23 protein-coding genes and 1 tRNA gene are annotated in these 24,982 nt (G+C 63.6%); 14 read left to right on the forward strand and 10 right to left on the reverse strand.

Annotated elements, in window-relative coordinates:
* Positions 1–6: 6 nt before the first annotated feature.
* Positions 7–657, reverse strand: coding sequence for a (d)CMP kinase (cmk, locus tag CK224_RS14760; RefSeq protein WP_095782257.1), 651 nt, complete (start codon positions 655–657; stop codon positions 7–9).
* Between the two features lie 254 nt (positions 658–911).
* Complete coding sequence (gene aroA, locus CK224_RS14765) at positions 912–2,270, reverse strand: 3-phosphoshikimate 1-carboxyvinyltransferase (RefSeq protein ID WP_095782258.1); 1,359 nt, start codon at positions 2,268–2,270, stop codon at positions 912–914.
* Between the two features lie 194 nt (positions 2,271–2,464).
* Here aroA and CK224_RS14770 point away from each other — a divergent pair, with 194 nt between their 5' ends.
* From CK224_RS14770 to ugpC, 10 genes are all read left to right on the forward strand, one after another.
* The gene (locus CK224_RS14770) at positions 2,465–2,860 is read left to right on the forward strand and encodes a TIGR02300 family protein (protein ID WP_095782384.1); all 396 of its coding nucleotides are present in this window, start codon (positions 2,465–2,467) and stop codon (positions 2,858–2,860) included.
* A gap of 176 nt (positions 2,861–3,036) precedes the next feature.
* Positions 3,037–3,112: transfer RNA gene (locus CK224_RS14775), tRNA-Ala, on the forward strand.
* Between the two features lie 129 nt (positions 3,113–3,241).
* Positions 3,242–3,592, forward strand: coding sequence for a hypothetical protein (locus tag CK224_RS14780; RefSeq protein WP_245425938.1), 351 nt, complete (start codon positions 3,242–3,244; stop codon positions 3,590–3,592).
* Positions 3,593–3,654: 62 nt separating this feature from the next.
* Entirely contained in the window at positions 3,655–4,371 is a 717-nt protein-coding gene (locus CK224_RS14785; RefSeq protein ID WP_095782259.1) for a DUF2161 family putative PD-(D/E)XK-type phosphodiesterase, read from the forward strand.
* Positions 4,372–4,505: 134 nt separating this feature from the next.
* On the forward strand, positions 4,506–5,237 hold the full coding sequence (locus CK224_RS14790) for a FadR/GntR family transcriptional regulator (RefSeq protein WP_095782260.1): 732 nt from the start codon (positions 4,506–4,508) through the stop codon (positions 5,235–5,237).
* Positions 5,234–6,436 (forward strand): PLP-dependent transferase, encoded by a 1,203-nt coding sequence (locus CK224_RS14795; RefSeq protein WP_095782261.1) that lies wholly within the window; start codon positions 5,234–5,236, stop codon positions 6,434–6,436. The genes CK224_RS14790 and CK224_RS14795 overlap by 4 nt, the downstream gene beginning before the upstream one ends.
* Positions 6,437–6,461: 25 nt before the next feature.
* Positions 6,462–7,739: a sugar ABC transporter substrate-binding protein gene (locus tag CK224_RS14800; protein WP_095782262.1), complete on the forward strand. Its 1,278-nt coding sequence runs from the start codon at positions 6,462–6,464 to the stop codon at positions 7,737–7,739.
* A 276-nt stretch (positions 7,740–8,015) separates the two neighbouring features.
* Positions 8,016–8,939, forward strand: a complete 924-nt coding sequence (locus tag CK224_RS14805) for a sugar ABC transporter permease (RefSeq protein WP_095782263.1) — start codon at positions 8,016–8,018, stop codon at positions 8,937–8,939.
* Complete coding sequence (locus CK224_RS14810; RefSeq protein ID WP_095782264.1) at positions 8,939–9,787, forward strand: carbohydrate ABC transporter permease; 849 nt, start codon at positions 8,939–8,941, stop codon at positions 9,785–9,787. The genes CK224_RS14805 and CK224_RS14810 overlap by 1 nt, the downstream gene beginning before the upstream one ends.
* A gap of 3 nt (positions 9,788–9,790) precedes the next feature.
* Positions 9,791–10,858: a sn-glycerol-3-phosphate ABC transporter ATP-binding protein UgpC gene (gene ugpC, locus CK224_RS14815; protein WP_095782265.1), complete on the forward strand. Its 1,068-nt coding sequence runs from the start codon at positions 9,791–9,793 to the stop codon at positions 10,856–10,858.
* Between the two features lie 66 nt (positions 10,859–10,924).
* Here ugpC and CK224_RS31285 read toward each other — a convergent pair whose 3' ends face one another.
* On the reverse strand, positions 10,925–11,110 hold the full coding sequence (locus CK224_RS31285) for a hypothetical protein (protein WP_176477927.1): 186 nt from the start codon (positions 11,108–11,110) through the stop codon (positions 10,925–10,927).
* 164 nt (positions 11,111–11,274) lie between these two features.
* Here CK224_RS31285 and CK224_RS14825 point away from each other — a divergent pair, with 164 nt between their 5' ends.
* The 3 genes from CK224_RS14825 (at position 11,275) to CK224_RS14835 (ending at position 13,994) form a co-directional block, all read left to right on the forward strand.
* Complete coding sequence (locus tag CK224_RS14825; RefSeq protein ID WP_095782266.1) at positions 11,275–11,760, forward strand: hypothetical protein; 486 nt, start codon at positions 11,275–11,277, stop codon at positions 11,758–11,760.
* Between the two features lie 200 nt (positions 11,761–11,960).
* Positions 11,961–13,400, forward strand: coding sequence for an aldehyde dehydrogenase family protein (locus CK224_RS14830; RefSeq protein ID WP_095782385.1), 1,440 nt, complete (start codon positions 11,961–11,963; stop codon positions 13,398–13,400).
* 12 nt (positions 13,401–13,412) lie between these two features.
* Complete coding sequence (locus CK224_RS14835; RefSeq protein ID WP_095782267.1) at positions 13,413–13,994, forward strand: DUF1349 domain-containing protein; 582 nt, start codon at positions 13,413–13,415, stop codon at positions 13,992–13,994.
* 88 nt (positions 13,995–14,082) lie between these two features.
* Here CK224_RS14835 and CK224_RS14840 read toward each other — a convergent pair whose 3' ends face one another.
* From CK224_RS14840 to CK224_RS14855, 4 genes are read right to left on the reverse strand one after another with little or no spacing between them, the layout of a single operon-like run.
* Positions 14,083–15,648 carry a glycosyltransferase gene (locus CK224_RS14840; RefSeq protein WP_095782268.1) on the reverse strand — a complete coding sequence of 522 codons (1,566 nt, stop codon included), beginning with the start codon at positions 15,646–15,648 and terminating at the stop codon, positions 14,083–14,085.
* A 7-nt stretch (positions 15,649–15,655) separates the two neighbouring features.
* Positions 15,656–17,815, reverse strand: coding sequence for a glycosyltransferase (locus CK224_RS14845; RefSeq protein WP_095782269.1), 2,160 nt, complete (start codon positions 17,813–17,815; stop codon positions 15,656–15,658).
* Complete coding sequence (locus CK224_RS14850; protein WP_245425940.1) at positions 17,812–18,558, reverse strand: bifunctional DNA primase/polymerase; 747 nt, start codon at positions 18,556–18,558, stop codon at positions 17,812–17,814. The genes CK224_RS14845 and CK224_RS14850 overlap by 4 nt, the downstream gene beginning before the upstream one ends.
* 5 nt (positions 18,559–18,563) lie before the next feature.
* Complete coding sequence (locus tag CK224_RS14855) at positions 18,564–19,493, reverse strand: TIR domain-containing protein (RefSeq protein WP_067324214.1); 930 nt, start codon at positions 19,491–19,493, stop codon at positions 18,564–18,566.
* 630 nt (positions 19,494–20,123) lie between these two features.
* Here CK224_RS14855 and CK224_RS14860 point away from each other — a divergent pair.
* Complete coding sequence (locus CK224_RS14860; protein WP_095777019.1) at positions 20,124–21,407, forward strand: O-antigen ligase; 1,284 nt, start codon at positions 20,124–20,126, stop codon at positions 21,405–21,407.
* Between the two features lie 112 nt (positions 21,408–21,519).
* Here the strand turns inward: CK224_RS14860 and CK224_RS14865 are convergent, their stop codons facing one another.
* From CK224_RS14865 to CK224_RS14875, 3 genes are all read right to left on the reverse strand, one after another.
* Complete coding sequence (locus CK224_RS14865) at positions 21,520–22,614, reverse strand: acyltransferase (protein ID WP_095782270.1); 1,095 nt, start codon at positions 22,612–22,614, stop codon at positions 21,520–21,522.
* 106 nt (positions 22,615–22,720) lie between these two features.
* Positions 22,721–23,908, reverse strand: coding sequence for a polysaccharide biosynthesis/export family protein (locus CK224_RS14870; protein ID WP_095777021.1), 1,188 nt, complete (start codon positions 23,906–23,908; stop codon positions 22,721–22,723).
* A 175-nt stretch (positions 23,909–24,083) separates the two neighbouring features.
* Positions 24,084–24,761 carry a sugar transferase gene (locus CK224_RS14875; protein ID WP_095782271.1) on the reverse strand — a complete coding sequence of 226 codons (678 nt, stop codon included), beginning with the start codon at positions 24,759–24,761 and terminating at the stop codon, positions 24,084–24,086.
* Between the last annotated feature and the right edge of the window lie 221 nt (positions 24,762–24,982).

The raw sequence follows: 24,982 nt of genomic DNA on the forward strand, positions 1-24,982 counted from the left end.
CCAAGCTCAGGCGAGGTCTTTCGCGGCCATGGCGCGGTCAACGATTGCCATGGCCGCCAGAAACGCGGCCTCGATTGCCATGTCGCTGGTGTCGAGCAAGTGCGCGTCCGCCGCCGGCTTGAGCGGCGAGTCGGTACGGCCCATATCGCGCTCGTCGCGGCGCTCGATGTCGGCGAGGATCGTGGCAAAATCGGCGCTGCCGCCCATGCTCTCGATCTCGGCCAGCCGGCGCCTTGCCCGCACTTCCGCGCTCGCTGTGACATAGAGCTTGATATCGGCGTCGGGACACACGACCGTGCCGATGTCGCGTCCGTCGAGCACCGCGCCTGGCGGCGCCTTGGCGAACTCGCGCTGCTTATCGACCAGGATGCGCCGGACCGACGGAATGACGGCGACCTTTGAGGCGGCCTCGCCCACCGCATGCGCCGAAAGCACCGTGCGGTCGAGGTTCGAAAGATCGACTTGGCGAGCCGCGGTTTCCGCCGCCGAGACATTGTCGAGCGGCAGACCGAGCTCGAGCAGCTTATGGGCGACGGCGCGATAGGTGAGGCCGGTATCGAGCAGGTTCAGCCGGTAATGATCGGCGAGCCGGCGAGCGAGTGTGCCCTTGCCGGCGCCCGCGGGGCCGTCGATTGCGATGGTAAAGGGGGTGCTCATTGGCTCGCCTCGAACGATAGGCGCAATGAGCAAGATGAGCGCCGCGATCCTTCGCGCGCCCCTCTGTCCTGCCGGACATCTCCCCCGCTTGGGGGGAGATCAGCCGTCATCGCGGCTTGCGCCAATTGTCTAAGTTGCAGGATTGAGCGGAGCGCCGGAGCCGCCAATCTCCCCCCTTGCGGGGGAGATGTCCGGCAGGACAAAGCAGGGTGCTGTTCCGCCTGCATCTCGGTTCGGCTCCAACCCATCGCCCGTCACTCGATCTCGGCGCCGAGCCCCTTCATCAGCCCCATGAATTCCGGAAAGCTCGTCGCGATCATGTTGGCGTCGTCGATGGTCACCGGCTTTTCCGTCGCCAGCCCCATCACCAGGAAACTCATGGCGAGGCGATGGTCGAGATGCGTCTTCACCGCCGTGTCCGGCCCGTTGGGATGAGCGCCCAGGCCCTTGCCGCCGGGCTTGCCGCGCACGGCGAGCGAGGCTTCGCCCTCGCTGCAGTCGACGCCGTTGAGCTTCAGCCCGTTGGCCACCGCCGACAACCGGTCGGATTCCTTGACGCGCAATTCCTCCAGACCCTGCATCAGCGTCTCGCCTTCGGCGAAAACAGCGGCAACCGCCAGCACCGGATATTCGTCGATCATCGACGGCGCCCGCTCCGGCGGCACGACGACACCTTTGAGGTCGGAGGAGCGCACGCGCAGGTCCGCCACGTCCTCGCCGCCGGCATTGCGCGGGTTGAGGATGTCGATGCGGCCGCCCATCTCCTGCAATGTCAGGAGCAACCCGGTGCGGGTCGGGTTCATCAGCACGTTCTCGATCACGATATCCGAGCCCGGCACGATGAGCGCCGCCACCAGCGGGAAGCCGGCGGAGGAGGGGTCGCCGGGCACGGCGATGGTCTGCCCCGTGAGCTTGCCCTGGCCTTCGATGAAGATGTGGCGCACGCCGCGCTCGTCGGTCTCGACGGTCAGGTTGGCGCCGAAGCCTTTCAGCATCTTTTCGGTGTGATCGCGCGTCATCACCGGCTCGATCACGGTGGTGATGCCCGGCGTGTTGAGGCCGGCAAGCAGCACCGCCGACTTCACCTGTGCCGAGGCCATCGGCACGCGATAGGTTATCGGCGCGGCATGCTTGGGGCCGCGTAGCGTGATCGGCATGCGGTCGCCAGGCGAGGCTTTCAGCACCTGCACGCCCATCTGGCGCAGCGGCTCCAGCACCCGGCCCATCGGCCGGCCGGAGAGCGAGGCGTCGCCGATAAAGGTCGTCTCCATGTCATAGGTGCCAACCAGACCCATGGTGAGCCGCGAGCCGGTGCCCGCATTGCCGAAATCGAGCGGGCCTTCCGGCTCCAGCAGCGCGCCGTTGCCGGTGCCGCGGATCACCCATTCGGCGCCCGTCTTTTCGATATGCGCGCCCATCGCCTTCATGGCGGCGCCCGTGCGCATCACGTCTTCGCCTTCCAGCAGGCCGGTGATGCGCGTCTCGCCGGAAGCCAGGCCGCCGAACATGAAGGAGCGGTGCGAGATCGACTTGTCGCCCGGCACCCGCGCCGTGCCGGCAAGGGCAGGGGATTTGCGGGCCGTAGCCGGCTTCGGGGCGGCAGCGTGAGACATTGTCTGTTCCAAATGCGGGCGCCGGCGGGCCGGCTCAATTCGTCGTGTTGCGGCGGTCTCGTATCACGGCGCGCCGCAATGGTCATCCCCTCACGCGGGCCTTCGAATGCAAGGTTTTGCGATGCCGGCTTTTGGCTTTGACAGCGCGGAAAACTGCGGTTAAGGGGACCATTCTTTTTTTGACGAGGCTTGCTGTGGCAAAACCTGAACTTGGCACAAAACGTGTCGACCCCGAAACGGGGCGGAAATTCTACGATCTGAACAAGGACCCGATCGTCTCGCCCTACACCGGCAAGAGCTATCCGCGCTCCTATTTCGAGGAAGGCAAGATTTCCGCGATCGAGGACGATGAGGACGTCGCCGAGAAGGAAGTCGATTCCGAGGAGGAAGAAGGCGCCGAAATCGTCTCGCTCGAAGATGCGGACGAAGAGACCAAGGGCGGCGGCGACGATTTGCCCGATCTCGGTGACGACGAGGATGATGTCGATCTCGGTGACGATGACGATGACACCTTCCTTGCCGACGAGGAGGAAGAGGACGACGACGTTTCCGATATGATCGGCGTCGGCGACGACGAGGACGAGGTCTGATTTCGGCCCCGGCGCGATTGTTTGCCGGCCATCTTGACCTGTGACGAAAAAGCGGCTTTTCAAGGCTTGATCTTGACCGAAGGCGGCGCTAGAAGCCGCCAGCACTAAACGACGGCGCGGTGCCCAACCGCGCCGGATCTCTTCGCCGGAAACGGCGCCGGCTGACTGCCGGGAGTGGGGCCATAGCTCAGTTGGGAGAGCGCTTGAATGGCATTCAAGAGGTCGTCGGTTCGATTCCGATTGGCTCCACCAAACAGTCTTTCTGTGATGCTCGGTTTCGCGGCATTGGCGCTTGTCGCTTGTGAATCGGTATCCGAGGCCCCGCCTCCTCCTCAACCTGCCCCGGCTGCTGTCGCGGCTCCCGCTGTCCCGGACACTGCGGTGCTCGACCAAACCGTGGCGATCACGCCTCCGGGCAAGAGTGTCCCCGCCCGATATGCGGCGTTTTCAGGCATTTGGGCGGGACGGCTGGATGGCACCTTTGAAGGCAAGCTGGCCGTGCTGACCGTTTCACCGGCCGGGCAGGTGACGGTCAGCTACGCGTGGGGCGATATGGCCGACAACAAGCCGGGGATCGCCGACGGCGCCGGCAGGATCGCCGGGAACACATTAAAGCTTGGACGCCTGCCGAACGGCGCAGACATCACGTTTACGATGCAGCCTGACGGAACGCTTGCCGGCACCTACACGCTTGCCGGCCAGACCTATAAGGGCCAGTTCGCCAAGCAATAGCGGCGGGCGGTCGCGTCGCCTTCTGCCGTGTCGGCCGGGCTCGAATCGGCTATGCCTCTCCCATGCAGGAAACGTCCCTCTATGCACCGGTGAAGCGGTTCCTCGAGAGCCTCGACTTCACCGTCAAAGGCGAGGTCGGCGGCTGCGACATCGTCGGGTTGCGCGAAGGCGAGCCGCCCGTGGTCGTCATCTGCGAGCTGAAGCTGCAGTTCAATCTCGAGCTCGTTCTGCAAGGCGTCGATCGGGCGGCGGCCTGCGACGAGGTCTGGCTCGCCGCGCGGATGTCGGCGCGCGGCAAGGGCCGCGAGCACGATCGACGTTTTCGCGCGCTCTGCCGCCGGCTCGGCTTCGGCCTGCTCGCGGTCGACGGGAAAGGCAAGGTCGAGTTGCTGCTCAGCCCGGCCGCCGTGCCGCCGCGGCGCGACCCGAGGCGGCGCTCGCGGCTGGTCGAGGAGCATCACCGCCGCAAGGGCGATCCCTCCATCGGCGGCAGCACGCGGCAAAAGCCGATCATGACCGCATACCGCCAGGAAGCAATTGCCTGCGCCGCCGCCATGGCCGACGGCCCGAAGCGGCCGCGCGATTTGAAACTCGTCGCGCCCCGCGCGGCCAGCATCCTGCTGCACAACTATTATGGCTGGTTCGCCAGGGCCGAGCACGGCATCTACGCTCTGACCGAACTCGGGCAGGCTGCCTTGCTGTCGCAAGGGGGCCTCGAAGGACCGCTGCAGGTCGCTCCGTTTCAAGTCGAGCAGCTTGGAGCGAAGCTCGGCGCGTGACCGGCTGACGCCGCCCACGCACCCGTCGGCAATCGATCGAAATCGCCGAATCCACTACGGCCTGGTTGACTCACCTCTTCGTTCATGCAGAAATTGGTTGGACCATTGAACCACTTTCGGATTGATTCACCAGCGTGACCGACCCTCTCCCGCCGATCCAGACGACGGCCCGCGATGATGCGGTCCTGAAGGCGTTGGCCGGCTTCGTGCGGCAGGAGGCGCTGGTTCCCGGTGAAAAACTGCCGACCGAGCGCATCCTGGCCGAGCGCCTTAAGGTCAGCCGCAACACGGTTCGCGAGGCACTCACCCGCTGGGAGGGGCTGGGCCTCGTAGAGCGGCGCCAGGGCAGCGGCACTTACCTCAAGGCGGCGGTTTCGCCCGACATGCTGCACATGCCGCTGACCCTCGCCGGCGGCAACGACTTTGCCGGCCTGATGCGCACCCTGGAGATCCGCCGCGCGCTGGAGGCCGAGGCCGCCGCTCTTTGCGCCGTCCGCGCCGGCAAGGCTGAGGTCGCCGAGATCGAGCGCAAGCTCGACATCATGGAAGAAGCCTTCCACAGCCGCGCCGGCATGTCGTCGGAGGAAGACTGGGAGTTCCACCAGTCGGTCTACCGCGCCTCCGGCAATCCGCTGTTCGAGCAGATCATCAGCGCCATGCACGAGCTGTTCCACCGCTTCTGGGAGCATCCGCTCGGCGTGCGCGATTTCGGCCATGCCAGCTTTCCCTATCACCGCACCATCTTCGACCGCATCGCCGCGCACGACCCGGAGGGAGCCCGGGCCGAAGCGCTGAAGCTCATCGCTACTGTCGAAAACGACTTGAAGCGCGGCGCCGCCAACCTCAAGCTTTTGGACCGCAAATGAACGAGCATCCCACAGGGTTCGACCCGGCTTCTTTGGCCAGCGACTATCTCGGCGAGGCGGCGACGCTTCTCGCGCATGACGATCCGTTTCCCGGCGGCGCTGTGGTGCCGCCGATCTACCAGACATCGCTCTTCACCTTCGACAATTACGCCGAAATGGCCGACACCTTTGCCGGCAGGAGAAGGCAGCCGATCTATTCGCGCGGCGACAACCCGACGGTGATGGAATTCGAGGCGCGCGTCGCGGCCTTGGAAGGTGCGGAAGCCGCGCGGGGCTTTTCCAGCGGCATGGCGGCGATCAGCGCCACCGTGCTCGCCTTCGTCGGCGCCGGCGAACGGATCGTTGCCGTACGCAATTGCTATGGCGACGCTTACCGCCTGTTCGAGCGCCTGTTCCCGCGCTTGCAAATCAAGGTCGACTATGTCGACGGCTCGGACCCCGATGCGGTGGCGGCGGCGCTTCCGGGCGCCAAGCTGCTCTACCTCGAAAGCCCGACCTCGATGATGTTCGAGCTGCAGGACATTGAGCACCTGACGCGGCTGGCGAAGAGTGAGGGCATCGTCACCACCATCGACAATTCCTGGGCGACGCCCGTCTTCCAGAAGCCGATTTCGCATGGTGTCGATCTGGTGCTGCACTCGGCTTCGAAATATCTCGGCGGCCACAGCGACACCGTCGCCGGGGTGGTGGCGGGCTCGGCCGCGCATATCAAGCACATTAACGAGCAGACCTATTCATCGCTTGGCGGCAAGCTGTCGCCTTTCGAGGGCTGGCTTCTGTTGCGCGGCCTGCGCACGCTGCCGCTGCGGTTGCCGCATCATATGAAGAGCGGTCTCACGCTCGCCGAGCGGCTGAAGGCGCATGGCAAGGTCGAGCGGGTCAACCATCCCGCCTACTCCAATCATCCCGGCAAGAAGACGCTTGCCGGCTATGCCGGGCTGTTCTCTTTCGAGGTCGCGGAGGATGTCGACATTCCGGCTTTCATCGACGCGCTGAAGCTGTTCCGCATCGGCGTCAGCTGGGGCGGCCATGAAAGCCTGGTCGTGCCCGCCAAGGCCTCGCTCGAGCAGACGCCGGGTCTCAATTCGATGGCGCGCTTCGGCGTCAGCCCCCGAACCATCCGCTTCAATGTCGGATTGGAGAATGTCGAGGATCTTTGGGCCGACATCGCCCAGGCCTTCGACAAGGCAAAAAAATAAGGTGTTCAAAATGGGAGTTCCGAACATGAAAAGACTGACAATCCTGCTTGCCGCCGCTGCCGGCCTCGCGATTTCCGCCGGGGCCGCGCTGGCCGACACCACCATCAAGATGGTCGAGGTCATCACCAGCCCGCCGCGCACCGAATTCCTGAAGAAGCAGATCGCCGAATTCGAGCAGGCCAATCCCGGCATCAAGGTCGAGCTCGTCTCGCTGCCTTGGGGTCAGGCGTTCGAGAAGTTTCTCACCATGGTTCAGGCCGGCGACACGCCCGACGTGGTCGAGATGCCGGAGCGCTGGATGGGCCTCTATGCCAACAACGGGCAGCTCGAGGATCTCGGCCCCTACATGGCCAAATGGGACGACGCCAAGACGCTCGGCGACCGCGCCAAGCAGTTCGGCTCGACAGTCAACAACACGCAGTTCATGATCCCTTACGGCTACTATGTGAACGCGCTGTTCTGGAACAAGAAGCTGTTCAAGGAAGCGGGTCTTGACCGTCCGCCGGAAAACCTCGACGAGTTCGTCGAGTTCTCCAAGAAGATCTCCGCCATCCCCGGCAAATATGGCTACTGCCTGCGCGGCGGGCCCGGCGCCTTCAACGGCATGCACATGTTCATGAACATCGCCGCCGGCAAGGGGGGCTACTTCACCGAGGACGGCACCTCGACCATCAATGACGAGGGCTCGGTCAAGGGGCTGCAGATGCTGGCCGACATGTACAAGAACGGCCTGGCGCCGAAGGATTCCGTGAGCTGGGGCTTCAACGAGACGGTGACCGGCTTCTATTCCGGCACCTGCGCCATGCTCAACCAGGATCCGGACGCGCTGCTCGGCATCGCCGACAAGATGAGCGCCGACGACTTTGCGGTCGCGCCGCTGCCGGTCGGCCCGAGCGGCAAATCCTATCCGACGCTGGGCTATGCCGGCTGGTCGATGTTCGCCAATTCGCAGCACAAGGACGAAGCCTGGAAGCTGATGGCGACGCTGCTGTCGCCCAAGGACAATCTGGAATGGGCCAAGGAAGTCGGCGTCGTCCCGATCCACAACGGCGCCGATCAGGACGCCCACTTCAAGACCGAGCAGTTCAAGGGCTGGTTCACCGAGCTCAACGACAGCTCGAAATATGAAATGGTGACGCCGCCGACGCATCTGGAAAACCTCGGCAACTTCGTCGACCAGGTGGCGATCAAGAACTTCCAGGAAGTGCTGCTTGGCCAGAAGCCGGCCAAGCAGGTGGCCGACGAGTGGGCGGCGTTCCTGACCAAGGAGCAGCAGGCCTGGCTGGCCAAGAACAAGAAGTGACCTTTCTTCCTTCTCCCCGCTTGCAGGGAGAAGGTGTCACCCGATGAATGTCGCCCAAAAGTGCGAAGCGGTTTTGGGAGAACGACATTCAGGGACAAGTGACGGATGAGGGGCAGCGCCGAATCCTGAAAGTCGGCTCCGCTCCTCATCTGCCTGCCCTCCTCCGCAGCAGCTGCGCTGCAGCTACGGAGGGTGAACCGGCGTCTTCTCTCCGTAGAATGGGGAGAAGGACGCTGTCGCCACGCTGGCCTCACCATCACCCGTAGAGCCAAATCGATGACCTACGCAGTGTCCGAAGTCCGATCCACCGGCCTGCCGCGCAAGAAGCGGCTGAGCAAGGCCGCGATCGAGCCATGGCTCTATCTTTCGCCGGCTATCGTCCTGCTAGTCGTCGTGCTCCTGGTGCCGCTGATCATCGGCATCAGCTATTCCTTCCGCAAATTCTCCGCCTTCAAATCGGAATATGTCGGGCTCGGCCAGTACCAGGCGATGCTGTCCGACGCGGTGCTCGGCCAGGCGCTGGTCAACACGCTTTGGTGGACTGCCGCCAGCCTGTTCTTCCAGTTCTTCCTCGGGCTTGGTCTGGCGCTGCTGCTCGACAAGCCGTTTTATGGCCGCAAGGTCGTGCAGGCCGTTGTGTTCCTGCCCTGGGCGGTGCCGTCCTTTCTTTCCGGCCTTACCTGGGCCTGGCTGTTCAACCCGATCATCGGCCCGCTGCCGCACTGGCTTTTCGCGCTCGGGCTGAAGGCCGAGCCGACCAACGTGCTTTCCGATCCGGCCACAGCCATGTGGGGGCCGATCGTCGCCAACATTTGGTTCGGCATTCCCTTCTTCGCCATCACGCTGCTTGCGGCGTTGAAGTCGATCCCGTCGGAACTGCATGAGGCGGCAGCCATCGACGGCGCCTCGCCCTGGCAGCGCTTCACCAAGGTGACGCTGCCGTTCCTGGCGCCGACCATCGTCATCACCGTCATGCTGCGCACCATCTGGATCGCGACCTTCGCCGACTTGATCTTCGTCATGACCGAGGGCGGACCGGCAGGCTCGACCAGCACGGTGCCGGTCTACATCTATGTCAGCGCCTTCAAGTCGCTGGACAAAGGCTATGCGTCCGCAGTCGCGGTGCTGCTGCTGGTGCTGCTCATTGCCTATGCGGTTGGCCTGATAGCCATCCGCCGCACGCTTGTGAGGCATGTCTGATGATTGCCGGCCGCTCCACCTCCTCGCGCATCGCTGGCGGCATCGGCCTCTACGCCGCGATCGCCGCCTATGTCATCTTCGCGCTGTTCCCGATCTTCTGGACGCTGAAGATCTCTGTGACGCCGGAGCGGCTGCTCTATTCCGAAGGCATAACCCTCTGGCCATCGGAAATGACGCTCAAGAACTTCGACACCGTGCTGGAGGCTTCCGACTTCCCGCGCTACTTCTTGAACAGCGTCATCGTCTCGGTGTCGACGGCGGCACTGGTCACGGTCATCGCCACGCTTGCCGGCTATGCGATGTCGCGCTTTACCTTCCGCGGCAAGGCGACTTTAGCGATCCTGCTCTTGCTGACCCAGACTTTCCCGCTGGTCATGGTCATCCCGCCGATCTACCGCATCATGGGCGATCTCGGCCTGACCAACAGCCTGACCGGGCTGATCATCATCTACACCGCCTTCAACACCGCCTTCGCCACCTTCCTCATGCAGTCCTTCTTCGACAGCATTCCGAAGGATCTGGAGGAGGCGGCGATGATCGACGGCTGCACGCGCGCCCAGGCGATGCGCCGGGTGATCGTGCCGCTCACCTTGCCCGGCATGGGGGCGACGCTCGGCTTCGTCTTCACCGCCGCTTGGAGCGAATTGCTGTTCGCGCTGATGCTGATCTCCAGCGACGAGCAGAAGACCTTTGCCGTCGGCCTGCTCACCTTCATCGGCAAGTTCGCCGTCGACTGGGGGCAGATGATGGCGGCCTCCATCCTGGCGCTGATCCCGGTCTGCATCTTCTTCGCCTTCCTGCAACGCTATCTCGTCACCGGCCTTACCGCCGGCGCTGTCAAAGGATAATCGATGGCTTCCGTCACCCTGCAACATGTCGAGAAGGACTATGGAGCGCTGCGCATCCTGCACGGCGTCGATCTCGAGATCGCCGACGGCGAGTTCGTCGTGCTGGTCGGCCCGTCCGGCTGTGGCAAGTCAACGCTGCTGCGCATGATCGCCGGCCTGGAGGAGGTCACCGGCGGCGAGATCCGCATCGGCGAGCGGCTGGTCAACGATGTGGCGCCGAAGGACCGCGACATCGCTATGGTGTTTCAGTCCTATGCGCTCTACCCGCATATGGACGTCTCCTCGAACATGGGCTTCAGCCTGATGCTGAAGAAGGCCGAGAAGACGACGATCGACGGCAGGGTGGGCGCCGCCGCCAAGCGCCTCGGTCTGGAGACGTTTCTCGGCCGCCTGCCGCGCCAGCTTTCCGGCGGTCAGCGCCAGCGCGTCGCCATGGGCCGCGCCATCGTGCGCGATCCCAAAGTCTTCCTGTTCGACGAGCCGCTGTCGAACCTCGACGCCAAGCTGCGCGTCCACATGCGCGCCGAGATCAAGGCGCTGCACCAGCAGCTGAAGACAACCTCGGTCTATGTCACGCACGACCAGGTCGAGGCGATGACCATGGCCGACCGCATCGTCGTCATGCATGACGGCTATGTGCAGCAGGTCGGCCATCCGCTGGAGCTCTACGATCGTCCCGCCAACACTTTCGTCGCCGGGTTCATCGGCTCGCCCGGCATGAATGTTTTGCCGGCAAAGGTCGCCAAGGGCGGCAAGGTCGATGCCGTGCTGGGCGACGGCCAGAAGCTGAGGCTGCCGGACGGATTGCCGCTGAAGGATGGCGATGCGCTGACCGTCGGGCTGCGGCCGGAACACATCCGGCTGGCCGACGACGGCCCGCTGAAAGGCCAGGTCGAGGTCGTCGAGCCGCTCGGCCTGTCGACGCAATTCTATGTCAGGCTGGCCAACCAGCAGATCTGCGTCTTCGTCATGGGCCGCAGCAATGTCAAACCGGGCGACGCGATCCGGCTCGCCGCCGACCCAGCGGCGCTGCATCTGTTCGATCCGGCAAGCGGCGCTCGCATCGGATAGGTCAGCGCCGGCGGAAGGCGTCCAGAGTGTAATCGGGCCACGCGCCAGGCTCTTGGAACAGTCCGGTCAGGTCGCCTGATAGTCGGCCAATATCCCGGACAAGACCAGCCTCGTCGCCACGCCTGCACCGACCTCGCCTGCGCTGTCGTGATCGACGCGAATCCTTCTCTCCGAGATCGTCGGCGAGAACCTCTTGAGGAAGACGGCGATCTGGCGCAATTGTGGACCGACAACATGGAATTGGCCCGCCATCCGCGCCTCTTCATCGACGTCGGCCGGGAGACGGCCCGGCGCAAGGCCGAACTCGTCTCGGCCTCGCAGAAGCCCTGACGCTTCGATACTGCCGCGAGGTGAATTGCGGTTTTCTGCGGCCGCGCTCTGCTAGACTCCCGTGATTCGTCTCGACAGGGAACGGCATGAGCAAGGCTCTCGGCACATTCGCATTGGTCACGGTTCTGAGCGCCTTGCTGATGGCGCTGTCGCTGGCGGTCGCCAGGCACGGCTACCCCCAGGGCGCCTTCGGCGTTAAGCGTCTCGACGGCATTGCCGACGCGGGTTCGTTCCTTGCCATCGCCGCCATTTATTTCTTCAGCGCGCTGTTGATGATGATCCTGCCCATCCGCGCCGCCGGGGTTGTGCTTACGCATGCCGCCGACGCGATCTTCTGGGCGACGATCGTGCTGTTCGCCGCCATTGTCGGTTCGCTTCTCGCCCGATGGGCGCTCGGCCAGCGCGAGGTGCCTTGGACAATTCTCAACTGGCGCTTCCTGTTCGTCCCGGCGATCGTCGGCGCGCATCTCGCCATGAATGAGCTTCGCCGCAACATCCTGCTCAGAAGCCTGTTCTTCGTCATCTTCGCCGCGGCAACGCTCGCCTGCCTGTTCTGGTCGTTTTCCGTCTGAAGGAGGCCGTCAGGGCTTTGTCGTGACAGGGGGGCGCGGACGAAGCCGGTGGACTTCCACCGCCGCGCGCCTACCTTTATCGAAAGCTTCTCGGGTAGACGTTTGCGCCGACCATGGCTATATCATTTGTCTGACAAATGACCGGCGCTTTGCCACGCCAGCCAATCTCGAAGAAGCAAGCCAATCTCGAAGGAATGAAGATGACCGTGCTCCGAAAGAACCTGATCGACGGCGAGTGGCTGGGCGAGGCCGGCTCGCGCAACATCAACCCGTCGAACACCAACGATGTGGTTGGCGAATACGCCTCGGCCGGGCCGGAGGAGGCCAAGCAGGCCATCGCGGCCGCCAAGGCGGCCTTCCCGGGCTGGTCGCGCTCCGGCCCGCTGGCACGCCATGCCGTGCTGAAGAAGACTTCCGACGAGATCATGGCGCGCAAGGACGAGATCGGCCGGTCTCTCGCCCGTGAAGAAGGCAAGACCCTGGCCGAAGGCGTCGGCGAAACGATCCGCGCCGCGCAGATCTTCGACTTCTTCGCCGGCGAGACGCTGCGACTGTCGGGCGAGATGGTGCCAAGCGTCAGGCCCGGCGTCGGCGTCGAGATGACCCGCGAAGGCGTGGGCGTCGTCGGCATCATCACGCCGTGGAACTTCCCGATCGCCATTCCCGCCTGGAAGATTGCGCCGGCGCTGGCCTATGGCAACACCATCGTCTTCAAGCCGGCGGAACTGGTTCCCGAAAGCGCCTGGACCATCGTCGACATCCTGCATCGTGCCGGGCTGCCCAAGGGCGTGCTCAACCTCGTCATGGGCAAGGGCTCTGTCGTCGGCCAGGCCATGCTCGACAGCCCGGACGTCAACGCCATCTCCTTCACCGGCTCGGTCGGCACAGGCAAGCGTGTCGCCGCGGCGAGTGTGGAGCATATGCGCAAGTTCCAGCTCGAGATGGGCGGCAAGAACCCGCTCGTCGTGCTCGACGATGCGGACCTTGCGGTCGCGGTCGATTGCGCCGTCAACGGCGCCTATTTCTCGACCGGCCAGCGTTGCACGGCGTCCTCGCGCCTCATCGTCACCGAAGGCATCCACGACCGCTTCATCGACGCCATGAAGGAGCGCCTGGACAAGCTGGTCATCGGCGACGCGCTGGACGCCAAGACCCAGATCGGCCCGGTCGTCGACCAGACCCAGCTCAAGCAGGATGAGGACTATATCGCCATCGGCCGCCAGGAAGGCGCCGAGCTCGCCTTCGGCGGCGAGCGGCTGGAGCGCGAGACTCCCGGCTTCTATCTCAGGCCGGCGCTGTTTACCGGCGCCACCAATGCCATGCGCATCTCGCGCGAAGAAATCTTCGGCCCGGTCGCCAATGTCATCCGCGTCAAGGATTATGATGAGGCGCTGACTGTGGCCAACGACACGCCGTTCGGCCTGACCTCCGGCATCTGCACGACAAGCCTGAAGCACGCGACGCATTTCAAGCGCAACTCCGAAGCCGGCATGGTAATGGTCAACCTGCCGACGGCGGGCGTCGACTTCCATGTGCCGTTCGGCGGCCGCAAGGGCTCGAGCTACGGCCCGCGCGAGCAGGGCCGCTACGCCATGGAGTTCTACACTACCGTCAAGACTGCCTATACGTTCGCCGGCTGACGGGCAGGCGTCATGACCTCTGACTTTGCCGGAATGGCCTGGCTCAACCCGCCGCCGCACCATGTGTTCGGCGACGGGACGCTGCATGTCCGCACCGGCAAGGAGACCGACTTCTGGCGCGAGACTTTCTACGGCTTCCGCCGCGACAACGGTCATTTCCTCTATCGTCCCGTCGCGGGCGACTTCAGCGCCGAGGTCAGCGTCAAGGGCAATTACGAGGTACTCTACGATCAGGCCGGGCTGATGCTGCGGCTCAGCGAAACGCACTGGATCAAGGCCGGCATCGAATACACGGACGGCCTCGCCTGTTTTTCCGTTGTCGTCACCAACGACACCTCCGACTGGTCGCTGGTCAGCATTCCGACAGACCCCGACGGCGTACGGATCCGTCTGACCCGCCACGCCGAAGCCATTCGCGTTCAGTACCTCGAAGCCGCGGACGGCCGCTGGAAACCGGTGCGGCTGGCCCATTTCCCGGTCTCGCGGAGCGTCGACGTCGGCATGATGTGCTGCTCGCCGCAGCGCGAAGGCTTCGAGGTGATGTTCTCGGGCTTCAGCGTTGGCCCGCCAATCGCGAGAGAGTTGCACGATTGATGGTGGCGCGCGGCGCTGCCCGCGCGCACCTGCGACGCTGCCCTTCGCGGCCGGCTGTTTCTGGAGGGAAACTGGGAAAGGCGGGGCCTCACCAGGGGACGTGCTGTATCTCCAGCCGCGGCAGTCCGATCGGCCTGATGCCGAGATCGTTCGCCAGGGCGCCGAAACCCTCGGTCTCGATCAGGTCGCGATAGGGGATCTCCGGAAAGCGAAGGCCGCCGCGATGCAAGGCGGCATCGACCAAGAGCATGGTGCCGCCGACACCATCCAGGCCGATGCTGTCGAGGTGGCGGACGTCGCTCATATGCAGCCTTGCATGTGTGTGCCGCGGAGGCTGATAGAGACCGTCGTGAACATGGCGGAAGTAGTTATGATCTCTGTTGTGCCGCACAGTGACGAAACTGTTGAGGTCGAAGCTGTCGCCGCCTGGGACTTTCACGCAGTGCGGCGCGACGATGCGGTGCCCCCTTGCAATCAGCCGGGTCACGACGTCCGCTGGAAAACGCCAGACATCGATGTCGATCCACAGCGCCCAGTCGTCCTCGTCTCTCAGCCCATGATCGATCAGATGGTTACGCACCTTGGCGATGCCGCTGCGCCTGACGCGTTGCAGCTGCCGGTTCGCTCGCTTGTCGCGGTCAAGCTCGGTGCCGAGTTTTTTCCGCAGCAGCACGACTTCGCGATAGTCCTTGCCCAGGGCCGCAGTGGCGCCTTGCAACCGCTCCCAGCTGCCATCTGAACTGTCGCCTTCGCAAAAGACGAGCTTCATCTTGTCCTTTGGGAAGTCGAGCTGCCGCAACGCGGCGAGGAATGGCTCTATGTGTTGGGCCGCATCGCGCAGCGGCACCAGCACGGCGAGGTTGGATCCTAATGGCGGCGGCGCCGCGATGGCCGCTTGGCTGACGCTTTGCCGGGCGGCTTGCTCATCGGAAACAGTCCCGCGCGTCAGGCGGTTCCGGGCCTGGTAGATCAACTTGCGCAGCCTATGCCGCAACCGGGTGGGCCTCTCCGGCGTCCACCATGTGCCCGCCCAGTGGTGGATCGACAACGTCATGCCGCCGCTGCCCGCCCGCTTTCCCGACGAATCGAGAGGCGAGTACAATTCGGCCGGATGGATCGCAAACGCCGACTGGTCAGGATAGCCGAGTTGCGCGGAGGTAAGCACGCACGGCCCGGTGGCGTCGATCGCCTGTTTTGCGCGGACGAGCCCGGGCAGGAACGACAGCAAATGAAGCCAGAACGGGTGTCCCGGCGGGCTGGCCATAGTCCCGTTGAACAGAAGGTAAGGCAATCCGCGAAAGTCCGCCTGCACGCGTGCGTGGGCGTCCGGCTCCGTGCAGAACACGATCCGATCCTCGCACAGGAGCGGATCGAACGGCGCCACGCATTCGCAGTCGATATCGGCATAGACGCCGCCGAAATGGTGGAGAAGCAGATAGCGACCCGCGTCGGCGCGCAGGATACCATACTCGTAGCTGCAAAAGGTCGGCAGGAAGCTGGGATAGTGTGCGGCCACGAACTCGAGCAAAGTCCGATCGTTCCAGAACATCATCGTCCAGTCCGGATGATGCCGCTTCCAGCTGTCGACATAGCCTTGGAAACGGGGTGGGACGATGTCGGTCTTCCACGTCTGGTGCAGGATTCTCGGGATCATCCGCGGCTCACGGCTTGAACTTGGTCACAGTCGGCGGCGACGCGGGTGCCATCCAGGCCAGGCCCTGACCGACGGCCTCGCGGATCGCTTGCGGCCCGAACCGCGACCATGCGGCGTCATGGGCCCGGGCGCGCAGGCTGGCCATGCGCGCATCGTCGGAACAAAGTCTGACCGCCATGTCGGCCAATCCCTCGTCGGTGTCCGACAGAAGCACCTCGTCGCCCTCAATCAGGTCGAGACCCTCGGCTGCCAGCGGCGTTGCAATGACCGGAACCCCCCAGGCCATTGCTTCGAGGATCTTGATCCGCGTGCCGCCGCCCATGGCAAGCGGGACGATGCCGAGATGGGCAACGGACAACAGAGGTCTGATATCGTCCGGATCTTCGACCAGACTGACCCCATCCAGTCTGGCCAGGGCGCGAACGCGCGACTCGGGCGAACGGCCGGCAAGAACGAGCTTCGCGGTCGGCAGCGTCTGGCGAATGCGGGGCAAGATGGTGTGCCCCAGCCGCTCGGCGGCGTCGACGTTCGGCTGATAGCCCAGATGCCCAACATAGAGGATAAGGGGAAACGCATCCGAGACGGCTCGCTGCAGCGGCAGTAGCCGCGGCAGCTCGTCCGCTCGCGGGATGCCGTTTGGCACGATGTGGACGGAGACTTGCGGCCGGACAAACGCCTCCAGCCGCTGGCGGTCCCGTTGCGAGCACACCCAGATCCGGTCGACGATGGCTGCCGCCTTTCTCTCGAGCGCCCTGAGGTCTGAGGAAAACGGCCGCCAACGCTTCTTGCGCGGCAACTGACCGGCGAGATCCGATTCGACATTGTGCATGTCCAGAACGAGTTGCCCGACCATCGGCCGCAACGGAGCGAGAAATCTGAACAGACCAACGCCTTCGACGACAATAGTATCCGGGCGAAAATCCGCTACGAGCGCCTTGAGCCGCGCCAGCGCCGGGAGCGGTATCCGGCTCTCGCCCTTGGCCCTCCAGCGGGCGAGCGAAGGCGCTCGCGGTTCGGACTTGTTCATGAGCTCAGTCACGCGAATGTCCAGCCCGGCAGGTTGGACGTCGCTGCTTGGCGGCAGGAGCGAGGCCAGGCAAACCGGGCCGAACGCGGCTGCCGCCGTCGCGTTGCCGAAATTCCGGAGATCGGCGCCGGACCTCGGCGGAAACGGCGGGTCGTGGCATATGATCAGCGTGCGGCGCGACGTCGCTGAATTGGGCATTGGCGACATCCCAGCCTCGGTCTCGGTCAGTCGCCCGATTCGGATCCTGGCCAGATATCGCATCGCCTTCCAACTGCGGCCCAGCTCCTTATGCGCTCGGACCGCGCGCATCATGCCGCCAGCATCGGCGAACTTGCGGTGCCTGATCAGCTGTCGGGCGATCCGCTGAGCTATCCAGGCCTTGCGCCACTGCAACGCTTCCCGTTCGACCCCGGCGGCAGCCAGCCCGTTCAGTTCCAGCGCTATGGCAAGGAAGGTACTGCGCGGTGCCGTGATGAAGCGGCGCGCCATACGTTCCTCGTCATGGTGGTAGAGCAGCACCGAGGTCTCGACGGTAACCACGTCGGCACGGGCCAGCACGGCGGTCCAGTAGCAGGTGTCCTCATCGAGGCCGATCGTTTCCGGAAAGCGGAGGTTTGCGGTCGCCCAGCCGGCGACCAGGGCGCTTCCCATCGCGATTGGCCACACTTCGTTGCGAAGGTAGCGCCGCACATTCTCTCGCCGGTCCGGGCCGTAGCCTTGCGGTGCCTTGAGCTTGTCCGGCCGGCCTTTTGTCCGCCGTATGCTGGCCCCGACGGCAAGGCCGGCGCAAGGCCGGCCTGCCAGCGCCGCGCTCAGCCGCGACAGGCTGCCGGGCATCACCTCGTCGTCGGCATCGAGAAAGAATATGGATGTGCCGCTTGCCCGCTCGAGTCCGACATTGCGCGCGGCGCCCGCTTTGCCCAGTCGAACGCCCACCACGTCCAGCGGCAAGCCGTGACGGTGCGCGCTTTGCCTCGCCATCGCAGCTGTCTGGTCGTTCGACCCGTCGTCGATCACGAGAATCTCGCGGATGACCGCTCTGTCGGAAGCCAGACTGCCGAGTGCCGCTTCGATGCTTGCAGCCGCGTTTCTTGCCGGGATAACGACGGTGATGTCAGCCGCCACAGGTGAGCCGCTCATTGCTGTTCGAAGAAGCCACGCTTGAGCAGCCGGTCATAGCAATGCTTGAGCATCGACACCGGGCGCAGCGAAAGACTGTCAAGATTGCCCACCACCTGAGGTTCCATGTCGAATGGCGACTGGCCTTCGATCCAGCTGTAGGAGGAGCCGTCCTTCAGCTCCGACGGGCAGCCCACGACATAACCGCCCAGCGCCTTCGCGTGACCCACCCGGCGCAAGCCGAAATGGAGGCTGGAAGAGACCACCGGTTCCCGCGTTCTTAGATAGACATGAAATCCGCTCGGCGATTTTGCTATTGGTGTGCCGTTCGCAATTGCCTTGTGACTGGACCGCCAGGCACGATAGCCGGCGTCGTCATCGAAATCGAGGATCATCAGGTTCGCAAATCCCCCCAATATGCCGACATTGCCGGCAAAGTCGCCAAACCAGCGTGCGACGTCGCTGCGGCCCGGCGGCTTCTGCGCCAGTTGGAAGGTGATGGAGGTGAACGCCAGTTCCTTCAAGTCCTTGCGCAACGTCCGCAGATGCAACGGATCATACTCCATGGCCGCGAGGTCGAGATGCTTGCCGCCGGCACGAAGCGGCAGGCAGATATAGCCGCGCTCGAACAGCCTTATGGCATAGTCGGTCAGTGCCCCAGCCTGCATCCGCCAAATGTTCCGGGATCGAGACGTTCCCGACAATCTGTTGGGCCGAACGGTCCGTTCGTCAAGCGCCGGCGCCTTCGCCGCGACCGCCCGCACTGTCGTCAGACATTCTTGATCGACTTCCAGTGACTTAGCCGTTCTGCGATCAACTCCACGCGCCGCTGATTGTCGTTCCCGTCCAGGATGGTTAAGTCCTGCGGATCGGCGCGCAGATAGACGCCGGACGTTCGTGCATTCACCTCCGGATTCGTGTCCGAACGTGTCGTAAAATATCCGGACGCGCGCTCGGCGGATTCCAGCCGGATTTCGCCTGTCCCGTGCAGCTGCGGCGCGTTGGCGTCCAACGGCCGTTCCCCGTTCCAGTAGTAGAAGATGCCCGAAGACTCTCCTTTCTCCTTCGACGCCTCGCTCCAGTATCTGGCTGACAGGCTGCCATTCTCCTGCCATGAGCGGCCGTTCAGTTCCAGCGCGCCGTTGCGGTCCCGCGAGATCCTGAGCAGACTGACCGCGGAAGGCTCCCTTGCTGTGCGCTCTGACAGGGAGAACTGCCACCAAAACCCCTCTATGCGGGCGACTCGCCCCTCATTTTCGATGGCATTTCGCAGTTTTTGATTGATCGCTCTGGTCTCCGCGGCGGTCGCTGCCTCGCCGTAGCGTACCGACGTCAGGCCGAGCAGATCGCTGGGAAGCTTGGCACCATTCGCATGCAGGATGAACGTCCGGCGCATGCCGAGAACCCCGCCGAACAGGCCGGCCTCGAAAACCACATTGTCTCGCGGGGAAGCCTGGGCGGGAACAGTGGTGGTCGATTCCGGCTGGCTCGCGCTCGTCCAGTCGTCCTGGGCGAACACGAAAGCGGCGAAGTCGACCTCGCGCGTCAGCTCGAGGAGACGCCCCAGTGTTGTCGTCCCGGGATTGAAGGATGTCGTCCAGGGTTCGACATTGGCAATATCTTCAAGGCCACGCTGCAGCGCCTGCAGCAGTTTCTTCTGTTTTCCTGACGAGCCCAGGAAGATTCGCGGCTTGGCCATTCGTTTCTCTCCAGCGCAATAAGAGTCCTCACAGCGTAGGCGGTTGTCCTATCTCATTGCAACGACCGCGTTACCATGGCACGGCTGCCGCCACACCTCCGGCGCGGTGCTGGAAGAACTGCAGGAACAGCTCGCGCTCGGTGGTGATGTCGAGCTTTCGCCACCTCCCGGTCGTCATCGACTGCACCATGATCAAGACAACACTTCAAGATTGCAAAGTCGGCGACGACGCCGAAGAACAAAGGCCAACGCTCCTCCGCTCGGAAGAACGCGGCGGACGCCTGGGCAGATTGCTCGGGGACCTGTTCTCGCATGAGCCGATAATCGAAATCGATTTTCGGGAAGGATCATCCGCCAACGAGCAACAGGCCGCCCCATTCCGGCCTTTTCGCTGTGCAATATGCCTGTGATAACGCCTCTTTGCCCGTGGCAACATTTCCGGTTGAGCGACCGGCGATAGGGCGATAGATTATGCTGCAGTGCACAATGAACCCGGTAGGGCCGAACATCGGCTCGTGCCGGCGACCAGACACTGAACCGCGCTAACTGTTGTTTACGCAATTCCCGACGAAAGACAGTCACACACTTTTCCTGGAATTGCTCCAAGGCTGAACGGACGAAAAATCCGGCATGAAGATTCCAAAATCCATTCTGCTCGATCCGGAGGCAAACAAGGCCTATGGCGCCTTTGCCGTCGCGGTTTCCGTTCTTGCCTTTGCCTATTCCAGCAATTTCGGTCAGGTCCTGATCCTCGCCTATTACGCGGTCTGGCTGCCGCTGTTCTTCGTCGACTACCGGCGTTTCACCTGGAAGCTCTCGAACGCTTGGCTGCCGATACTCTTTGCGACCTATGTCTGCCTGTCGGTCTTCTGGTCGCAGGCCGCCGGCATCAGCGCGCGTGCGGCGGTGCAATATTCCTCGCATATCGTCTGTGCCTATATCGCGGCCCGCACCATCAGCGTGCGGACGCTGGTGCTGGGATCGCTGATCGGTATATTCGTCGTCCTGCTCTACTCGCTGAAAGTCAACGCTTACGCGCTGGACATAATGGACGGCACCTTCAATTTCGTCGGCGCCTTCGCCTCCAAGAACCAGGTCGGGTTCTTCTCGTCGTTCGGCATCTTTTTGTCTTTCGTCTTCCTGATGTTTTACCGGCGCAACTGGCTGAGCTTCTTTTGGACCGCGCCGATCATCCTGATGTCGGCATACATGCTGGCGATCTCCCACTCGGCGACATCCGTCGCCTCGCTGCCGGCGGTGCTTGGCATCGTCATCTTGCTCACCATGAGCAGGGTGCTGTCGCGGCGCTACCGCCGCGTGCTGTTCGTGGTCGGCGGCGGCGCGTTGGTAGCCGGCGTGGTGGCCGCGCTGAACCTCGGCCTGCTGGACGTCGTGCTCGGCATCTTCGGCAAGGATTCGACGCTGACCGGCCGCACCTATCTCTGGCAGCAGGGCTGGGAGGCGGCGCAGCTGCACCCGCTGCTCGGCTACGGCTATGCCGCCTACTGGGTGCAAGGGTTCGCAGATCCGGAACGGTTGTGGGCGGAGTTCTACATCACGACCCGCACCGGCTTCCATTTCCACAACACCTATATCGAGACCCTGGTCGAGATCGGCTTCGTCGGCGTCACCATGCTGGCGCTGATCATCCTGCGCGCCTTCTACGGCCATATCTCGAAGGTGGTGTTCGGGGTCTGGAGCGCCGATTCGGTGGTGCTCGCCGGCGCCGTCGGGCTGATGCTGATCCGCTCCTTCTTCGAGGTCGAGATCCTCGGCCCTTATTTCATGGCCTCCTTCATCGTCTATTATGGCCTGTTCAAGCTGAACCCGCTGCCGGTTGCCCGGCGACGGCGGGTTGCCATTCCTGTCCAGGATGAAAAGCCGGCCAACGGCCACATGCCGGCGCCGGTCTGATCGCGGTTTTCGCCTAGTCCCCCGAAAGCGAGAACCGGTTTCGGGTCAAGGACATGCGTAAGACCAAAAGCCTAAAAGAGCACGGAGCAAATCTGAAGGATTGCGACGCGCTTTAGGCCACGGCTCGCGAGCGCTGCATTTGCCGTTGCAGGAAGCGGCGCACCGGCTCGTCATAGATGCGGGTGGCAATGTCGGCAATGACGATGACCGCAGCGGCCATCACGATTCCGAACCAGGGATGATGCGCGAACGGATCGACCGACGCGGCCTTGCCGGCCCCCGCGATGATCATCAGCATCGGCGTATGGATGATGTAGATCGGGTAGGAGACCCGCCCCAGCCAGCCATAGAAGCTAGCCAGTCGCGGCGCCGTCGGTGCCACCGCGCCGGTCACCACCATCAGCGGGAACACGACGGCGATAGAGGCGAGGTCGTAGGCGACACGCCCGGCAGCACCCGCAGGCGCGATGGCGAAGACGATCAGCGTAAGCAGGATCGCGGCCTCGACCCACCAGCCGCGCCGCAGAAAGCCGAGGCTGTCCTGGTAGCGCGCCATCGACCGGCAGAGCAGCACGCCGAGGAAGAAGGAGAACGACACGCGCGGGAGCCCGCTAATGATGGTCTTGCCGGTCATGCCGAAATCGAGCGTGCCGGCAAGTGCCGAGGCGACGATCAGCAGCACCAGGCTGACGGCTACCAGCACCGTCAGCACACGTTTCGACAGCAGGAAGAAGACGGCGGCATAGGCGATGTTGACGATCAGCTCGAAGAACAGCGACCACGAAGCGGGATTGAGCGGAAAGATCGTATGGTAGGCATCGCCGACCAGCGGAATGAAGAGCATGCCTGTCGTGAGCTGCGTGCCGATCTCCGACAACGGCATGTATTCCGTCGCAATCAGCCTGTTCTTGACCAGCAGATAGAAGCAGCCGAGCAACGTGCCGGCGAGGTAGAGCGGGTAGAGGCGTATCAAGCGGATGGCCAGGAAGGTGCCGAAGCCCATGCCGTTCTCGATCTTGCGGTCGTAAGCGTGGGCGATGACGAAGCCGCTGAGCAGGAAGAACAGGTCTACCGCAAGATAGCTCGACGGCAGCACTTTGCCGTCGGCCAGAAAGGGCGAGAAGTGATAGAGCATCACGCTGATCGCCGCCACGCCGCGGATGGCGTCGAGGTTGAGGTAGACGTGACGCGGAGCGGCAGGCTGCATTCTATGCCTTCAAGCGGTCCAAACAGATTGCTCGCCCGCACCTTGGCGCGAACGAGCCTGACTTGTTCCTCCCGCGGACCGCGCTGAGCGAGGCCCGGGCGCCCGGCTACTGGCTGGCCATGGGTGGGCCGCCGGCACTCGGCGCCAGCTTCACCTTGATGACGTCGCCCGGCAGCACCGGCGTGTCTTCCTTGGCGTCGATCTCGCTGGTCTTGCCGTCGGCAACACGCACCAGCGAATACAGCAGGGCCGGTTCCTGGCCGCCTGTTATGGCAGCCGCCATTGCGGGATCCGAGGCCGCGGCGATCAGGCCCTTCTGCATGGCAGTCCTCAGCGTCGCCTCGTTCAGGTCGGCCTCGGCCTGCTGCCGGCTCGCGGCCAGGTTGGAATTGAGCGTGTTGCGGGCATCGATGGCGTCCTGATCAGCTTTGCTGATCGACTGCTTGGCGGTGAGGATGGCCGTCTCATAATCCAGGATCTTGCCCTGCAGGTCCGCCACCGACTGTTTCGAATCGAGCAGTCGCGCATTGGCGACAAGGCCCTTCTGGGCCAGCGGACCGATGCTGGTGAGCTGCTGCTGCGCCAGATCCACTTGCTGCTGCTGATTGGCGATTTTCTTCTGCAGCGATTCAATCTCGCCTTCGAGCACGCCTTTCAGGTCATCGAGCGCGTCCAGCTTCAGCTTCAGCGCCTTCTGGTCGGCCGTGAGGATCTGCATCTCGTCGGCAACGATGGCCTGCGTTCTCGGGTCGTCCGCAGCCTCCTTCGGAATCTCGAAGCTCGTCTTGCCGGCAAGGTCTGCGTCGATGCGGGCACGCTTTATGATCAGCCGCAGCCGCTGGTCGTCATAGATATCGAAACTGCCCTTGGCGGTGACCAGGTCCTTGCCGAGCTGAGGGCCGTAATCGGCGTTGCGCCGGATGCCGCCGGCGATGCTCACCGCCTTCAGTACCGTAAGGTCCGGCACGTAGGGGAACTGGCCAGGGTTCTGCACTTCGCCCGAAATGTAGAATGGCCGGAACTGCGCCATCTCGACCGAGGCTTCAGGCTTGTCGGGCAGTGCCAGCTTGCGCTGCAGCGCGAGACCGATCGCGGCAGCGATCTCCGAGGTCGTCTTGCCGGCCGCCTGCATCTCGCCCACGAACGGTACCGAGAGCGTGCCGGCGGGGCCGACCGAATAGTCGCCGTTGATGGATGACCAGTCGCGGAACGTGCCGTCGACCGTCTGCCACTCGGCAATGCGGATGTTGAGCTTGTCCTGCGGCCCGAGACGATAGTCTCCAGCCACCGCCATGGTGGGAATCGCAAGAGACAGGGCAAGCGCCACGGCCGCAAATCGGCTGGGCGCCTTGGAAAGGAATCCGAGGGGGTGGTTTTTCAATGAACGTTTCCGATCCGCGTTAGCCCCATCCGCCCGATGAGATTACTGCCGGACGCCTGTCCCGAGATTGGCGGGACAGGCCTGGCGGTCAATAGCTGCCGCGCGCCATCCACACGGCAGGCACGGTTTTGACGATGATGCGAATGTCCTCGACCATCGACCAGTTCTCGACATAGTGGCGATCGAAGGCGACGCGCGTGTCGTAGGACACGTCGTTGCGCCCGCTCACCTGCCACAGCCCGGTGAGGCCCGGGCGCGACTTCAGATAATAGACTGCGGCGCTGCCGTAGATCTCGAGCTCGTCGCGTACGACAGGGCGGGGCCCGACCAGGCTCATGTCGCCCTGCAGGATGTTGATGATTTGCGGCAGCTCGTCGAGGCTGAGCTTCCGCAGCACCGCGCCGACACGCGTCACGCGCGGATCGTCCTTCAGCTTGCGCGTCGCCGCCCATTCGGCGGCGGCATCCGGACTCGCGGCCAGGTGCGCGGCGAGCACCTTCTCGCCATCCTGCACCATGGTGCGGAATTTGAGGCAGGCAAAAATCCTTCCGCCGCGACCGATCCGCTTGTGGCCGTAGAAGATCGGGCCGCGGTCGGAAAGCTTGACCAGCAGGGCGACCATCAGGAAGAGCGGGCTGAGCAGGACCAGACCCGCCAGGGAACCGACGATATCGAAACTGCGTTTGAGCAGACCGCCGATGGGGGGTGGAAAATCAATGCCAGCCTGCGAAAAACCCGCATTAGCCGGCTTGGCGACGTCCCTCATGCAAAAGCTCCATACGTTGAACGGATGGTTTATGGCACGATACCAAAAAAATGCTGCAGCGCAACACACAATTTCCCATTCGCGTGAAATGTTCGCGTCATGAATTGACCAAATAATAAACCTGCCGTGCCCAAATTTTGGCCTTTGTGGCATGTTTATGACAAGGTGAGAGGTTTTTTGGGAAATGTAGTACAGCTTTCGGGCTGATTTTGGGCGATGCA

Origin of the sequence: Mesorhizobium sp. WSM3862 (assembly GCF_002294985.1) — a bacterium.
Classification (GTDB): domain Bacteria; phylum Pseudomonadota; class Alphaproteobacteria; order Rhizobiales; family Rhizobiaceae; genus Mesorhizobium.